At 44.1% G+C, this 14,637-nt stretch carries 23 protein-coding genes; all 23 read left to right on the top strand.

Translation table 11 applies throughout. The features are described from left to right. Nucleotides 1–174 precede the first annotated feature (174 nt). The 23 genes from K401_RS0104915 (at nucleotide 175) to rplR (ending at nucleotide 14,617) form a co-directional block, all read left to right on the top strand. Nucleotides 175–1,668, top strand: a complete 1,494-nt coding sequence (locus tag K401_RS0104915) for a GNAT family N-acetyltransferase (RefSeq protein WP_024291914.1) — start codon at nucleotides 175–177, stop codon at nucleotides 1,666–1,668. A gap of 14 nt (nucleotides 1,669–1,682) precedes the next feature. Beyond that, nucleotides 1,683–3,401, top strand: a complete 1,719-nt coding sequence (locus K401_RS0104910; RefSeq protein WP_024291913.1) for an ABC transporter ATP-binding protein — start codon at nucleotides 1,683–1,685, stop codon at nucleotides 3,399–3,401. Continuing rightward, on the top strand, nucleotides 3,398–4,231 hold the full coding sequence (locus tag K401_RS0104905; RefSeq protein WP_024291912.1) for an energy-coupling factor transporter transmembrane component T family protein: 834 nt from the start codon (nucleotides 3,398–3,400) through the stop codon (nucleotides 4,229–4,231). Before K401_RS0104910 ends, K401_RS0104905 begins: the two co-directional genes overlap by 4 nt. Before the next feature lie 98 nt (nucleotides 4,232–4,329). Further along, nucleotides 4,330–5,172: an SAM hydrolase/SAM-dependent halogenase family protein gene (locus K401_RS0104900; RefSeq protein WP_024291911.1), complete on the top strand. Its 843-nt coding sequence runs from the start codon at nucleotides 4,330–4,332 to the stop codon at nucleotides 5,170–5,172. A gap of 33 nt (nucleotides 5,173–5,205) precedes the next feature. After that, on the top strand, nucleotides 5,206–5,769 hold the full coding sequence (locus tag K401_RS0104895) for an ECF-type riboflavin transporter substrate-binding protein (protein ID WP_024291910.1): 564 nt from the start codon (nucleotides 5,206–5,208) through the stop codon (nucleotides 5,767–5,769). A 352-nt stretch (nucleotides 5,770–6,121) separates the two neighbouring features. Further along, the gene (gene rpsJ, locus K401_RS0104890; RefSeq protein WP_013274341.1) at nucleotides 6,122–6,439 is read left to right on the top strand and encodes a 30S ribosomal protein S10; all 318 of its coding nucleotides are present in this window, start codon (nucleotides 6,122–6,124) and stop codon (nucleotides 6,437–6,439) included. Nucleotides 6,440–6,653: 214 nt separating this feature from the next. Continuing rightward, a complete protein-coding gene (rplC, locus tag K401_RS0104885) occupies nucleotides 6,654–7,289 on the top strand; it encodes a 50S ribosomal protein L3 (RefSeq protein ID WP_024291909.1) in 636 nt (211 codons plus the stop codon). 29 nt (nucleotides 7,290–7,318) lie between these two features. Next, on the top strand, nucleotides 7,319–7,939 hold the full coding sequence (gene rplD, locus K401_RS0104880; RefSeq protein ID WP_024291908.1) for a 50S ribosomal protein L4: 621 nt from the start codon (nucleotides 7,319–7,321) through the stop codon (nucleotides 7,937–7,939). Beyond that, on the top strand, nucleotides 7,939–8,238 hold the full coding sequence (gene rplW / locus K401_RS0104875; RefSeq protein WP_024291907.1) for a 50S ribosomal protein L23: 300 nt from the start codon (nucleotides 7,939–7,941) through the stop codon (nucleotides 8,236–8,238). The genes rplD and rplW overlap by 1 nt, the downstream gene beginning before the upstream one ends. A 220-nt stretch (nucleotides 8,239–8,458) precedes the next feature. Further along, complete coding sequence (rplB, locus tag K401_RS0104870; RefSeq protein ID WP_024291906.1) at nucleotides 8,459–9,307, top strand: 50S ribosomal protein L2; 849 nt, start codon at nucleotides 8,459–8,461, stop codon at nucleotides 9,305–9,307. 19 nt (nucleotides 9,308–9,326) lie between these two features. Then, the gene (rpsS, locus tag K401_RS0104865; protein WP_013274336.1) at nucleotides 9,327–9,608 is read left to right on the top strand and encodes a 30S ribosomal protein S19; all 282 of its coding nucleotides are present in this window, start codon (nucleotides 9,327–9,329) and stop codon (nucleotides 9,606–9,608) included. A 71-nt stretch (nucleotides 9,609–9,679) separates the two neighbouring features. Beyond that, nucleotides 9,680–10,066 (top strand): 50S ribosomal protein L22, encoded by a 387-nt coding sequence (gene rplV, locus K401_RS0104860; RefSeq protein WP_027352185.1) that lies wholly within the window; start codon nucleotides 9,680–9,682, stop codon nucleotides 10,064–10,066. Between the two features lie 11 nt (nucleotides 10,067–10,077). Further along, nucleotides 10,078–10,734 (top strand): 30S ribosomal protein S3, encoded by a 657-nt coding sequence (rpsC, locus tag K401_RS0104855; RefSeq protein ID WP_024291904.1) that lies wholly within the window; start codon nucleotides 10,078–10,080, stop codon nucleotides 10,732–10,734. Next, on the top strand, nucleotides 10,734–11,159 hold the full coding sequence (gene rplP / locus K401_RS0104850; RefSeq protein WP_024291903.1) for a 50S ribosomal protein L16: 426 nt from the start codon (nucleotides 10,734–10,736) through the stop codon (nucleotides 11,157–11,159). Before rpsC ends, rplP begins: the two co-directional genes overlap by 1 nt. A gap of 2 nt (nucleotides 11,160–11,161) precedes the next feature. Then, nucleotides 11,162–11,368 carry a 50S ribosomal protein L29 gene (rpmC, locus tag K401_RS0104845; RefSeq protein WP_024291902.1) on the top strand — a complete coding sequence of 69 codons (207 nt, stop codon included), beginning with the start codon at nucleotides 11,162–11,164 and terminating at the stop codon, nucleotides 11,366–11,368. Nucleotides 11,369–11,463: 95 nt separating this feature from the next. Continuing rightward, a complete protein-coding gene (rpsQ, locus tag K401_RS0104840; RefSeq protein ID WP_024291901.1) occupies nucleotides 11,464–11,718 on the top strand; it encodes a 30S ribosomal protein S17 in 255 nt (84 codons plus the stop codon). Nucleotides 11,719–11,744: 26 nt separating this feature from the next. Further along, nucleotides 11,745–12,113 (top strand): 50S ribosomal protein L14, encoded by a 369-nt coding sequence (gene rplN, locus K401_RS0104835; RefSeq protein ID WP_024291900.1) that lies wholly within the window; start codon nucleotides 11,745–11,747, stop codon nucleotides 12,111–12,113. Nucleotides 12,114–12,127: 14 nt separating this feature from the next. Continuing rightward, complete coding sequence (gene rplX / locus K401_RS0104830; RefSeq protein ID WP_024291899.1) at nucleotides 12,128–12,433, top strand: 50S ribosomal protein L24; 306 nt, start codon at nucleotides 12,128–12,130, stop codon at nucleotides 12,431–12,433. Between the two features lie 21 nt (nucleotides 12,434–12,454). Next, nucleotides 12,455–12,994 carry a 50S ribosomal protein L5 gene (gene rplE, locus K401_RS0104825; protein ID WP_024291898.1) on the top strand — a complete coding sequence of 180 codons (540 nt, stop codon included), beginning with the start codon at nucleotides 12,455–12,457 and terminating at the stop codon, nucleotides 12,992–12,994. Nucleotides 12,995–13,009: 15 nt separating this feature from the next. Beyond that, on the top strand, nucleotides 13,010–13,195 hold the full coding sequence (locus K401_RS0104820; RefSeq protein WP_024291897.1) for a type Z 30S ribosomal protein S14: 186 nt from the start codon (nucleotides 13,010–13,012) through the stop codon (nucleotides 13,193–13,195). A gap of 24 nt (nucleotides 13,196–13,219) precedes the next feature. After that, nucleotides 13,220–13,621: a 30S ribosomal protein S8 gene (rpsH, locus tag K401_RS0104815; protein ID WP_024291896.1), complete on the top strand. Its 402-nt coding sequence runs from the start codon at nucleotides 13,220–13,222 to the stop codon at nucleotides 13,619–13,621. 67 nt (nucleotides 13,622–13,688) lie between these two features. Beyond that, on the top strand, nucleotides 13,689–14,231 hold the full coding sequence (rplF, locus tag K401_RS0104810) for a 50S ribosomal protein L6 (protein WP_024291895.1): 543 nt from the start codon (nucleotides 13,689–13,691) through the stop codon (nucleotides 14,229–14,231). Between the two features lie 17 nt (nucleotides 14,232–14,248). Further along, the gene (gene rplR / locus K401_RS0104805; protein ID WP_024291894.1) at nucleotides 14,249–14,617 is read left to right on the top strand and encodes a 50S ribosomal protein L18; all 369 of its coding nucleotides are present in this window, start codon (nucleotides 14,249–14,251) and stop codon (nucleotides 14,615–14,617) included. Nucleotides 14,618–14,637 lie beyond the last annotated feature (20 nt).

Below are 14,637 nucleotides of genomic sequence, written 5' to 3'. Positions count from 1 at the left end.
TATTTGCTCTGCATTTTTTTTTAATAAAATCAGCGAAGATGTTTTCAACCTCTGCAGGCGTCAGAGAAACCGCCAAAACAAGGTTGACGGCAGTGCAGCTGCCGGTCCATTCTGTGTTTGTATGTGAATGCAGGATGAGGATTGAAATAGATCATGTCAAAGGAGGGGCACTTTATGGTGAAAGAATGCGGGTCGCAGGACCGCCCTGCCTTGCTTGCCTATCTGAAGCAGGAGCCTGTCTACAATACGTTTATGCTGGCAGATATAGTGGACTTTGGGTTTGACGAAAAATTTCAGACAGTTTATATGGATATTGAGGAGGAAGAGTGCCAGGGAGTTTATCTTTGTTTTTACCAGAACCTTCTCCTTTACAGCAAGAATGGGAATATTAATATTTCCTTTTTAAAACAGCTGCTTTCGGAGTACATACCGGATGTGGTCATGGGAAAGATAAAGGATGTAAAAGCGGTGCAGCGGATTTTGTCCGATCACAGGCTGGAAGCAAGAGGGCTGTATTTACTCTGTGATCCAGGCAGCCTGATGGAGGAAAATACCGGAATCCAGCAGGCTTCAGGGGAAGATGTGGATGATATATTTGCATTTCTCCAGAGCATTCCTGAGATGAGAAGCCTTTATGCATCAAAGCAGATGATTGAAGACCGGATTCGCAGGAACTGCGGAATCCATTACCTGATCCGGGAAAACGGAAGGATCATTGCCCATGCAAACAGTACTGCAGAATGCGAGGAGACCACTATGATCGGCGGGGTGGCAGTGGAGTCTGCGGCAAGAGGGAAGAAGCTGGCGAGCCAGGTGGTGAGCGCACTGTGCAGGCAAATACTTGCTAAGGGCAAGCTTCCCTGTCTGTTTTGCAGCAGGGGAGAGGAGCATAACCTTTATTACCGGATCGGATTCAGATACATGGGAGAATGGGCGACACTGACGGCAGAAGAAAATTCAGGGGCAAGGGGCAGGCTCCCCTCCTATATTCCTGCCTATAACCAGATATACAGCGATATCGTGTCCGGGGTTTACGAAAAAGGAAGCAGGCTTCCCTCAGAGACGGTGCTTTCGGAAAAATACCGCATCAGCCGCAACACACTGAGGCAGGCCCTTGCAATCCTGACTCAGGATGGTTATATCCATAAGCATCAGGGAAAGGGCACATATGTGTCCTATGATAAGGAAAAGAGGCGTAAAAGGAAGATTTATAATTTCCTTTCAGAAGACGCATTGGAGGATATCGTTCATATCACCATGGATTATAATTTCGGGCCTCCCACCCGGATTGCCCGTGAAAAACTGGGGCTTTCCGAAGCTGAGGATGTATTGGCAAGCAATAATGTATATGAAAGTGAAAACGGCCCCATAGGCCAGAGTTTCCTGCAAATACCGGTAGATATATTGACTAAATGGCAGATAGACCTTGATTCGGAAGAAGCATTGCTTGAGTTCATGGATCAGGATATTTATAGAAAGGCAGAAAATGCCCAGGTGAACATCCAGGTGATCGAGGCAGACGAACAGGTGATTCCCTATCTGGGAGTAAAGCCGAAAGCTCCGCTTCTCCATATTGAGCAATTGCTGTATGATGAAGGAAACCGGGCCATTGGCAGAATCAAATATTATTTCCGTTTGGGAAAATATCAGATACAATGCCGACTATAAAGGAGGGGGAGTCTATGAGTCAGACAGAGAAAACGCCGGTTATAGAATTTGAGCACTTTCAGTTTCAATATTTCAGCCAGGCAGAGCCTACACTTCATGATATTAATTTAAAAATATATGAAGGAGAAAAGGTCCTGATAGTCGGTTCCAGCGGCAGCGGGAAAAGTACGATTGGAAACTGCTTAAATGGTCTGATCCCATTTTCTTATAAAGGAGAGATACAGGGGAGTCTGAAAATCAGCGGAAAAGACACACGGGAAATGAATATTTTTGAGTTGTCCAAAAGGGTAGGGACTGTGCTGCAGGATGCGGACGGTCAGTTTATCGGTCTGACAGTGGGGGAAGACATTGCATTTGCCCTGGAAAATGACTGTGTTCCCCTTTCGCAAATGAAGGAAACGGTCCAGAAGGCAGCTGACATTGTGGACATGGGAAAGCTGCTGAAATCCTCTCCCTTTGAATTGTCCGGGGGACAGAAGCAGAGAGTTTCGTTTGCCGGAGTGATGGTAGACAACGTGGACATTCTGCTGTTTGATGAGCCTCTTGCCAATCTGGATCCTGCTACGGGAAAAACAGCCATTGATTTGATTGACCGGGTATGGAAGGAATCGAAGAAAACCGTTATTATCATAGAGCACCGGCTGGAAGACGTGCTTTACCGGGAAATAGACCGCATGATTGTAGTCAATGAAGGCCGGATTGTGGCGGATATGACTCCTGATGAGCTGATGGCGGCCCACATTCTTCCAAAGCTTGGAATCCGGGAACCCCTTTATGTCACTGCAATGAAATATGCAGACATTAAAGTGACTCCCCAGATGCGCGCCGGACGCATCCATACCCTGGATATCTCCCAGGTGAAGGAGCCTTTGCAGAAGTGGAACCGGGAACAAAGGGAGGTGCCTGGTGAAAAGGAGCGCCGGATCATACTGGAAGCGAAACATTTAAGCTTCCAGTATACAAGGAAGCGGAAAATTCTGCAGGATATCAATTTTAAGATCCGGGAGGGCGAGATGGTCAGCATTGTTGGGACCAATGGTGCCGGAAAAAGCACCCTTGCAAAGGTTATCTGCGGATTTGTCACAGAGGATGAAGGAAGGCTCCTGTACTGCGGAGAGGATTTGAAAGGCCAGACCATTAAGGAACGCTCACAGAAAATAGGATTTGTAATGCAAAATCCCAATCAGATGATCTGCAAGCCCATGATTTATGATGAGGTGGCCTTAGGGTTGCGTATCCGCAAGGTCCCGGAGGAGGAAATAGAGCAGAGGGTACATAAAGCGCTGAAAATATGTGGTCTTGCCCCGTTTAAGAAATGGCCGGTGTCTGCCTTGAGCTTTGGACAGAAAAAGCGTGTGACAATTGCATCCATGCTGGTGCTGGAGCCTCAGATACTGATTTTAGATGAGCCGACAGCAGGACAGGATTACCGCCATTATACGGAAATTATGGAATTTTTAAAGAGCTTAAACCAGCTGGGAGTGACCATCCTGCTGATCACCCATGATATGCATTTGATGCTGGAATACACTCCCCATGCTATTGTGCTTTCCCAGGGAAAGAAAATCGGAGATGCCAGTGCGGCTTACATTCTTACGGATGAAGATATTGCCGCCCGGGCCAATCTAAAGATCACATCCTTATATGATCTGGCGATAAAGGCTGAAATTCCGGACCCGACTGCGTTTGTGCAGAATTTCATCAATTATGAAAGGGGGGCGCACCGTTCATGAAGGCAAAGCTGTTTGACTATATTGACAGGGATAATTTCATTTATAATCTGTCAGGACTGACAAAATTGATCTGTTTTATCTGTATGACGTTTTCCGTTATGTTTTCCTACGACATCAGGTACATCCTGTTTGTTATGGTGCTGTCTGTGATTTTTTTCAGACTGTCCCAATTGCAGTTTAAGCAGATCAAGGTGATGACCATCTATGTGGCCGTTTTTTTACTGATAAATTTTATTTTGACCTATTTATTCAGCCCCCAGCATGGCACCCAGATCTACGGAACAAGCCATGAGTTGTTCCGGTTCAGCAGGCGTTATACGGTGACATCGGAACAATTGCTCTATCAGGTGACAAAGACTGTAAAATACGCATCAGTAGTGCCTTTGGGAATGATTTTTCTGCTGACCACCAATCCCAGTGAGTTTGCAGCTTCCATAAACCGGGCGGGCTGTAATTACAAAGGGGCATATGCACTTTCCCTGACACTCAGGTATTTTCCTGATATGATCCGGGATTACCAGGATATTGCCCTGGCACAGCAGAGCAGAGGATTGGATATGTCCGGCAAGGAAAAGCTGGGCACCCGCATAAAAAATGTGATGAATATCTGCGTTCCCCTGATATTTTCCACATTGGACAGGATTGAGTTAATCAGTAATGCAATGGATTTGAGAGGCTTCGGAAAGCATAAGAAAAGGACCTGGTATGTGGCAAAGCCCCTGGGAAAGGGAGACTGGGGTGCGATTGTCTTTGGCATACTTATCCTGGCAGGATCACTGTCCATGACATTCTTTGTAAATGCTTCCAGATTTTATAATCCATTTGTATAATCCCGGCAGTGAAGGGGCTGGGTTCCCATATGAATGCAGAAGACGGACAAAAATGGCCTGTAGAAAAAATATAAAATAAGAGAAAGGAATCAATGATCATGAAACCAATTTTAGTATTTCAGACAGACTTTACTTATAAGGAGGGCGCTGTCAGCTCCATGTACGGAGTTGTAAAATGTGTGGACAGGGAGCTGGAAATCATGGACGGAACCCATGAACTTCCCCAGTATGATACATGGAGCGCCAGCTACCGCTTATACCAGAGCCTGCAGTTCTGGCCTGAGGGAACCATCTATGTATCCGTTGTGGATCCCGGAGTGGGAACCGGCAGACGTCCCTGCGTGGCAAAAACGGTGGATGGCTATTATATTGTATCACCGGACAATGGCTCCCTGACTCATGTGAAGAGAAAGATCGGGATTGAATCGGTGCGTGAAATAGATGAATCCGTCAACAGGCTGCGTGGAAAAGGAACAGAGGGTGTTGCTATTTTCCATGGGAGAGATTTATTTGGCTATACAGCAGCGCGCCTGGCCAGCGGAATCATTGATTTTGAAGGGGTGGGTCCGGAATACCCGGTAGAGGAAATCGTGGAGCATCCTATTTTAGAGCCAACAGTAACGCCTGGTAAGGTGGAAGGAATTTTTGAAATCAATGATCCCAACTTCGGAAACCTGTGGACAAACATTCCCTTAAAGGATTTTAAAGAAGCTGGATTTGAGTATGGAGATTTTGTGAACCTTGTGATAAAATATAAAGATAAGATTGTATTTGAACAGAAAGTGCTGTTCCATCAGAGCTTTGGATTTGCCAAAAAGGGGGATCCCATGATTTACAACAATGAATTGATGAAGGTGGCGGTTGCTGTCAGTCAGGGGGATTTTTGCAGTGAATACCATCTGGGATACGGAGCGGAGTGGACAGTAGAATTTACAAAATAACCCTATAACAGTGATCTCATTGGAGGAAGAGCTATGGAAAAGAAGATGTTTGAGTTCAAGACTAAAACAATTGTTGCCACCGGGCTTGGCGCGGCCTTGTTCACGTTACTGTTTATGTATGTGAAGGTTCCCACAGGAATCCCGGAAACAGATATTCAGACTGCCTATGGAATCGGCGCGTTTTTCGCTGCTCTGTTCGGACCCATTGCAGGAGGCCTGATTGCATTTATCGGGCACGCATTGTCGGATTCCATTCAGTATGGCTCCGCATGGTGGAGCTGGGTGATCGCCAGCGGCGTATCCTGCTTTCTTATTGGGCTGGTTTATCCCAAAATGAGGGTGGAAGAGGGAGAATTTGAAGTAAAGGATGGGATTCGCTTCAACATTTATCAGCTTGCTGCAAATGTGATTGCATGGGTGGTTGTGGCTCCTGTGCTGGATATTGTGATTTATGCAGAGCCTGTGAACCTGGTATTTACCCAAGGCATTGTGGCAGCCATTACAAACACTGCCTCAGCTGGGATTATCGGAACAATCCTGCTGGTACTCTACAGTAAGACACGGTCAAAAAAGGGCAGCCTTTCTAAAGAAGGATAACAGGGAAAGATGAGAACGTTTTACATGGACAGGATCTGCCTGACAGCAGATCCTGTCCATTTATAAAATTATCCGTTTTTTTGAAAAAAGTGCTTGCAATGTAAAAAAAAATATGATATCATACAAAGGCTGTGGCATGATAGCTGTGAAACGTGAGGTTGCTGCTTATATAAGCAGGTTTTCCGTGGAGCGAATGTCAAGTTAGGAAACTGGCGACAAGTCACTGTACAATTTAAAATTCTGTTTTATGAAACAGGAAGTCAGTGTGTGATCCTGAAGGACACACACGGGAACGTGTACAGTCACCGCTTGTCGTACTTCTACTAAGTGCGAAAAGGAGGCGACTTTTTTTATGGCAAGTCAAGTAATGAGAATCACATTAAAGGCGTACGATCATCAGTTAGTTGATCAGTCTGCAGGCAAAATCATCGACACTGTAAAAAAGACAGGATCTAAAGTGAGCGGCCCGGTGCCGTTACCAACCAAGAAGGAAGTGGTGACCATCTTAAGGGCGGTTCACAAGTACAAAGATTCCAGAGAGCAGTTCGAGCAGAGAACGCATAAGAGACTCATTGATATCATTACACCAAGCCAGAAAACTGTTGATGCATTATCCAGACTGGAAATGCCGGCAGGTGTGTACATCGATATCAAGATGAAGAATAAATAATCTTCATCAGAAGCATTGTGGAAAATATTCCATGCATGTCCTGAAGGGTTTTAATATAGAAGCAACACTTTTCCTGTAAGGAATCAACATCTCCATAATCGGACTTCAGTCATGATGCCGCCGAATGGAGTCATAGTGTTCCACGTATATTGGACTGTTCTAGGATGATTGCGAAAGCAATCCGCTGTAGAATTAACAAACAGGAGGTAAAAACATGAAGAAGGGTATTTTAGCTACCAAAGTCGGAATGACACAGATCTTCAATGAAAACGGAGTATTAACTCCAGTAACAGTTCTTCAGGCTGGTCCTTGTGTAATAACACAGGTTAAGACCGTAGAGAACGATGGTTACAGTGCAGTACAGGTTGGTTACGTTGATAAGAGAGAAAAGCTTGTCAGCAAGCCAATAAAGGGCCATTTTGATAAGGCCGGTGTATCTTACAAGAGATACGTAAGAGAGTTTAAGCTTGAGAATGCTGACCAGTATTCTGTAAAAGATGAAATCAAAGCTGAAATCTTCGCAGCAGGCGATAAGATCGACGCAACCGCAATCTCCAAAGGTAAAGGTTTCCAGGGTGCTATTAAGAGACACGGACAGTCCAGAGGACCTATGGCTCACGGTTCCAAGTTCCATCGTCATGCAGGTTCCAACGGTGCATGTTCTGATCCGAGCAAGGTATTCAAGGGCAAAAAGATGCCTGGCCAGATGGGTAATAAGAAGGTAACAATCCAGAACCTTGAAATCGTTAGGGTTGATGCAGAAAACAACCTGATTCTGGTTAAGGGTGCTGTACCAGGACCTAAGAAGTCTTTAGTAACAATCAAGGAAACAGTAAAAGCATCTAACTAATGCTTTTATAAGAAAGGAGGATCACACAGATGGCAAACGTATCTGTTTACAATATGGAAGGTAAAGAAGTTGGCACATTAGAGTTAAACGATGCTGTGTTCGGTGTAGATGTAAATGAGCATCTCGTACACATGGCAGTCGTAAGCCAGCTTGCAAATAAGCGCCAGGGCACACAGAAAGCAAAAACACGTGCAGAAGTATCTGGCGGCGGAAGAAAACCGTGGAAGCAGAAAGGAACCGGTCATGCAAGACAGGGTTCAACAAGATCTCCCCAGTGGACAGGCGGTGGAGTTGTTTTTGCTCCAACACCAAGAGATTACACAATCAGACTCAACAAGAAGGAAAGAAGACTTGCTCTTAAGTCCGCTCTTACAAGCAGAGTGAATGATAACAAGTTCATCGTTGTTGATGAGTTAAAGTTTGATGAGATCAAGACAAAGAAGTTCCAGACTGTTTTAAATAACTTAAAGGTATCCAAGGCACTTGTTGTTATGGGTGAGGACAGCACAAACGCAGTACTGAGTGCAAGAAACGTCGCTGCTGTTAAGACTGCTTTTGCTAACACCATCAACGTGTACGATATCTTAAAGTACAACACAGTTGTTGCTACCAAGACTGCTGTTGCAGCAATCGAGGAGGTGTACGCATAATGGCAGATATTAAGTATTACGACGTAATCCAGAAGCCTGTAGTAACTGAGAAGAGCATGAACGCTATGGCGTCCAAGAAGTACACATTTTTAGTGCACACAGATGCTAATAAGGCTATGATCAAAGAAGCTGTTGAGAAGATGTTCCCAGGTGCTAAGGTTGCCAGCGTGAACACCATGAACTTAGAAGGAAAGACCAAAAGAAGAGGAACGACTTTTGGAAAGACCTCTAAGGCAAAGAAAGCTATTGTTCAGCTGACAGCTGACAGCAAAGACATCGAAATCTTCGAAGGACTGTAAGATCGGAACGCTTGGCGGGAATTTATTCAAGCCCGGCGTAAACGGTTTTTCAGTTTTCTATGTGATGAACATTATATCACGATAATTGAGATACGCCAGGCGGCGTTGAAGTACTTCTGATTCTTTGTGTTTCAAGAGCATGGACGAATAGAGAAGAAACGCCCACGGCATACCTTTATGCCCGGGAAATACGGGCAATAAAGAAGAAAGGAGAAATATCATGGGAATTAAAAAGTATAACCCATATACCCCTTCCAGAAGACACATGACCGGTTCTGATTTCAGCGAAATCACAAAGTCAGCTCCTGAGAAGTCCTTAATCAGCAAAACGATCAATAAGACAGCCGGCCGTAATAACCAGGGTAAGATCACGGTAAGACATCGCGGAGGCGGCGTTAAGAGAAAATATAGAATCATTGACTTTAAGAGAAACAGCAAAGACGGCATTGCAGCAACTGTTATCGGTATCGAGTACGATCCAAACAGAACTGCCAACATCGCGCTGATCTGCTACGAAGACGGTACAAAGGCTTATATCCTTGCTCCGGCTGGTTTAACAGATGGCATGAAGGTTATGAGCGGTGCGACAGCAGAAGCAAAAGTCGGCAACTGTTTACCATTAAGCCAGATCCCGGTTGGTGCTCAGGTTCATAACATTGAGCTTTATCCTGGAAAAGGCGGACAGTTAGTTCGTTCCGCAGGAAATGCTGCTCAGTTAATGGCAAAGGAAGGCAAATATGCTACTCTTCGTTTACCCTCCGGCGAGATGAGAATGGTTCCGATCAACTGCAGAGCCACCATCGGTGTTGTAGGCAACGGTGATCACAACCTGATCAATATCGGTAAAGCCGGCAGAAAGCGTCACATGGGCTTCCGTCCAACAGTACGCGGTTCCGTAATGAACCCCAATGACCATCCACACGGCGGTGGTGAAGGCAAGACCGGTATCGGACGCCCAGGCCCAAGTACTCCATGGGGCAAACCAGCGCTCGGCTTAAAGACCAGAAAGAAAAACAAACACTCTAACAGGCTGATCGTCAGAAGAAGAGATGGAAAGACCGTTAAATAATTGAAGGAGGTTAGAACCTATGGCTCGCTCACTTAAAAAAGGACCATTTGCAGATGCTCATTTACTGAAAAAAGTAGATGTAATGAACGCAGCAGGACAGAAGCAGGTAATTAAGACCTGGTCCCGCCGTTCTACAATCTTCCCGCAGATGGTTGGACATACAATTGCAGTTCATGATGGCAGAAAGCACGTTCCGGTATATGTTACAGAAGATATGGTTGGACATAAGCTGGGTGAATTCGTTGCCACAAGAACCTACAGAGGACATGGCAAAGACGAGAAAAAGTCAGGCCGTAAGTAGTAGAGAAACAAACACCTTTGGGCATTCTTACGGATTCCCGGGGGCGTTAAAGTTGAAAGGAGGATTCACCAATGGCTAAGGGACATAGAAGCCAGATTAAGAGAGAAAGAAATGCTGTGAAGGACACCAGACCATCAGCAAAGTTATCCTATGCTAGGGTTTCTGTTCAGAAAGCATGCTTCGTATTAGACGCCATCAGAGGCAAGGATATTATGACAGCACTTGGTATTGTAACTTACAATCCCAGATATGCTTCTACTTTAATAGAGAAGTTATTAAATTCAGCAGTTGCTAACGCTGAGAATAACAACGGTATGGACCCTGCAAAACTTTACGTAGAGGAATGCTTTGCAAACAAGGGACCGACAATGAAGAGAGTAAAACCGAGAGCACAGGGCCGCGCTTACAGGATCGAAAAGAGAATGAGCCATATCACCATCGTGCTTAATGAAAGATAAGGAGGCAAATAATGGGACAGAAAGTTAATCCACACGGCTTAAGAGTCGGTGTTATTAAAGACTGGAACTCAAAATGGTATGCTGAAGCTGATTTCGCAGATAACCTGGTAGAAGATTATGCGATCAGAAAGTTTCTTAAGAAGAGATTATACAGCGCCGGCATTTCTGATATCGAAATTGAAAGAGCATCTGACCGCGTGAAGGTTACAATCCACACAGCGAAACCAGGTGTTGTTATCGGCAAGGGCGGATCTGAGATTGAAAAATTAAAAGTTGAAGTTCAGAAGCTTACAGATAAGAAGTTATTTGTTGATATCAAGGAAATTAAAAGACCTGACAAAGATGCTCAGTTAGTAGCTGAATCCATTGCACAGCAGTTAGAGAACCGTGTATCCTTCCGCCGGGCGATGAAGTCCACCATGGGACGTTCCATGAAGTCTGGCATAAAGGGCATCAAGACTGCAGTTGCAGGACGTCTTGGCGGCGCTGATATGGCTCGTACAGAGTTCTACAGCGAAGGAACCATTCCGTTACAGACACTCAGAGCAGATATTGACTATGGTTTCGCTGAAGCAGATACAACCTTCGGTAAGATCGGTGTTAAGGTATGGATCTACAATGGCGAAATACTTCCAACTAAAGGAAACAAGGAAGGGAGCGATAAATAATGTTAATGCCTAAAAGAGTTAAACGTCGTAAACAGTTCCGTGGATCCATGGCTGGTAAAGCGTTAAGAGGCAATACCATCAGCAACGGCGAGTTTGGTTTAGTTTCCACAGAACCATGCTGGATTAAATCGAACCAGATCGAGGCAGCCCGTGTTGCTATGACCCGTTATATCAAGCGTGGCGGTAAAGTCTGGATCAAGATTTTCCCGGATAAACCTGTAACAGCAAAGCCAGCAGAAACCCGTATGGGTTCCGGTAAGGGCGCTCTGGAATACTGGGTAGCAGTAGTAAAACCAGGCCGTGTATTATTCGAAATCGCTGGAGTACCTGAAGAAACAGCACGTGAAGCTTTACGTCTTGCTATGCATAAGTTACCGTGCAAGTGTAAGATTGCTGCTAAAGCAGATTTAGAAGGCGGTGAATGACAGTGAAAATTGATAAGTATGTTGAAGAATTAAAAGGAAAATCCGTTGCAGAGCTGCATGTAGAATTAGTAGCTGCAAAGAAAGAACTTTTCAACTTAAGATTCCAGAATGCAACCAACCAGCTTGACAACACAAGCAGGATCAAAGAGGTTCGCAAGAACATTGCCAGAATTCAGACTGTTATAACTGAGAAGGCTAAATTAGCTTAAGTTGCAGTTTTTTTAAAAAAGCACGACACACACGAGCGTGTGTAAACTTATAGATTGGGCCGCCAGGGCCAAAACTCGAAAGGAGAATACCGAACGTGGAAAGAAATTTAAGAAAAACCCGTACTGGTAAGGTTGTGAGCAGCAAGATGGATAAGACTATCGTTGTAGCGATTGAAGACCATGTAGAACATCCTTTATACGGCAAGATCGTAAAAAGAACGTATAAATTAAAAGCCCATGATGAGAAAAACGAATGCAATATGGGCGATACAGTGAAAGTAATGGAAACAAGACCGCTGTCAAAAGACAAGAGATGGAGACTTGTTGAGATTATCGGAAGAGCGAAATAATTTATTTCCAGGAAGGAGTAACAGGTATGATTCAGCAGGAAACCAGATTAAGGGTTGCCGACAATACCGGTGCAAAAGAGATCCTTTGTATCCGTGTTATGGGCGGCTCTACAAGAAGATATGCTAATATTGGTGATGTTATCGTTGCCAGCGTAAAAGATGCAACGCCTGGTGGTGTTGTTAAAAAGGGCGACGTTGTAAAGGCCGTAGTTGTACGCACCGTTAAGGGTGCACGCCGCAAAGACGGTTCCTATATCAAGTTCGATGAGAATGCTGCCGTAATTATCAAAGATGACAAGACTCCAAAAGGAACTCGTATCTTTGGACCGGTTGCCAGAGAGTTAAGAGAGAAACAGTTCATGAAGATTGTTTCCTTAGCTCCAGAAGTATTATAAGGAGGTGTCGGACTGTGCATAAAATTAAAAGAGATGACCTGGTAAAGGTTATCGCAGGAAAAGATAAAGACAAACAGGGCAAAGTTCTTCACATAGATACGAAGAATAACAGAGTGGTAGTGGAAGGCATCAACATGATCACAAAGCATGTAAAGCCAGGCCCAGGCAGCCCACAGGGTGGTATCATACAGAAAGAAGCTGCACTTGATATCTCCAACGTAATGCTTGTTGTTGACGGAAAAGCGACCAGAGTTGGTTTTGAAGTAAAAGACGGCAAAAAAGTCCGTGTTGCAAAAGCGACCGGTAAAGTAATTGACTAATTCGGAGAGGAGGAATAAAAATTGGCTAGATTAAAAGAGATATACCAGACAGAGATCGTAGAAGCTATGATCAAGAAATTTGGATATAAGAACGTCATGGAAGTGCCGAAGTTAAATAAGATTGTCATCAATATGGGTATTGGTGAAGCAAAGGAAAATGCCAAGATTTTAGACTCTGCAGTAAGAGATTTAGAAATCATCTCCGGTCAGAAGGCAGTCTTGACAAAAGCTAAGAAATCAATTGCAAACTTCAAAATCAGAGAAGGTATGCCGATTGGCTGCAAAGTAACCTTACGCGGTCAGAGAATGTATGAATTTGCTGATCGTCTGATCAACCTTGCGCTTCCTCGTGTACGTGACTTCAGAGGTGTAAATCCTAATGCATTCGACGGCAGAGGAAACTACGCTCTTGGCATTAAGGAACAGCTTATTTTCCCTGAAATTGAGTACGATAAAGTTGACAAGGTAAGAGGTATGGACGTTATTTTCGTTACTACCGCTAAGACAGACGAAGAAGCCCGTGAACTTTTGACATTATTCAATATGCCATTTGCAAAATAGTAGGAGGAAGAATCCATGGCAAAGACTTCAATGAAGATCAAACAGCAGAGACCTGCAAAATTCTCCACAAGAGAATACAATCGCTGCAGAATCTGTGGTCGTCCACATGCTTATTTAAGAAAATACGGAATCTGCAGAATCTGCTTCCGTGAATTAGCATACAAGGGCCAGATCCCAGGCGTTAGAAAAGCAAGCTGGTAAAATAAGGAAGGAGGCAATTTCAAAATGACTATGAGCGATCCAATCGCAGATATGCTTACAAGAATCCGTAATGCAAATACTGCAAAACATGATACAGTAGATGTACCTTCATCTAAGATGAAATTAGCTATTGCTGATATCCTTGTAAAAGAGGGATACATTAAAAAATATGATGTCGTAGAAGACGGTGCATTCCAGACCATCAGGATCACCTTAAAATACGGTAAAGATAAGAATGAGAAAATCATTACAGGTATTAAGAGAATCTCCAAGCCAGGTTTACGTGTATACGCAAACAAGGAAGAGTTACCTAAAGTACTTGGCGGTTTAGGAACAGCTATTATCTCCACAAACCAGGGCGTAATTACCGATAAGGATGCACGCACTATAGGTATCGGCGGAGAAGTACTGGCATTTGTTTGGTAATTAACAGAAGCATCTGAAAACAGAAGGAGCGCAAAGTTCTTTCCGAAAATTTAAGGAGGTAAACGGCATGTCACGTATAGGAAGAATGCCTATCGCGGTTCCGGCAGGCGTAACTGTTGCAATCGCAGAAAATAATAAAGTGACTGTAAAAGGTCCTAAGGGAACTCTTGAAAGAGTGTTGCCATCTGAGATGACAATCAAAGAAGAAGATGGTCATATCGTTGTTACAAGACCTAACGATTTAAAGAAGATGAAATCCTTGCACGGTCTGACAAGAACCTTAGTAAACAACATGGTCGTTGGTGTTACCAACGGTTATGAGAAAAAGCTTGAAATCAATGGTGTTGGCTACAGAGCACAGAAGCAGGGCAAGAAACTGGTTCTTTCTCTTGGCTATTCCCACCCGGTAGAGATGGAAGATCCCGAAGGCATCGAATCTACCATGGAAGGACAGAACGTCATCATTATTAAAGGTATCGATAAAGAAAAAGTTGGCCAGTACGCTGCTGAAATCAGAGATAAGAGAAGACCTGAACCGTATAAGGGCAAGGGTATCAAGTATGCTGACGAAGTGATCAGACGTAAAGTTGGTAAGACTGGTAAGAAATAATTAAGGAGAGTGTAAAGATGGTTAGCAAACAGTCAAGAAGCGAAGTTCGCGTTAAAAAACACAACAGATTACGTAACCGTTTTGCAGGCACTGCAGAAAGACCGCGTTTAGCTGTGTTTAGAAGCAATAATCATATGTATGCTCAAATTATTGACGATACAGTTGGTAAGACTTTAGTCGCTGCTTCTACAGTAGAAAAAGAAGTAAAGGCAGAATTAGAGAAAACTAACGACGTTGATGCTGCAGCATATGTAGGTACCGTAGTGGCAAAGAGAGCCATTGAAAAAGGAATCAAAGAAGTTGTCTTTGACAGAGGCGGATTTATATATCAGGGTAAGATTCAGGCATTAGCAGACGCAGCCAGAGAAGCTGGTCTGGAATTCTAAGTAGAGAGGAGAATGACAGC

Origin of the sequence: Lacrimispora indolis DSM 755, assembly GCF_000526995.1 — a bacterium.
GTDB lineage: Bacteria > Bacillota > Clostridia > Lachnospirales > Lachnospiraceae > Lacrimispora > Lacrimispora indolis.
The sequence above is the reverse complement of the archived record's forward strand: the minus strand, read 5'-3'. Positions and strand labels throughout refer to the sequence as shown.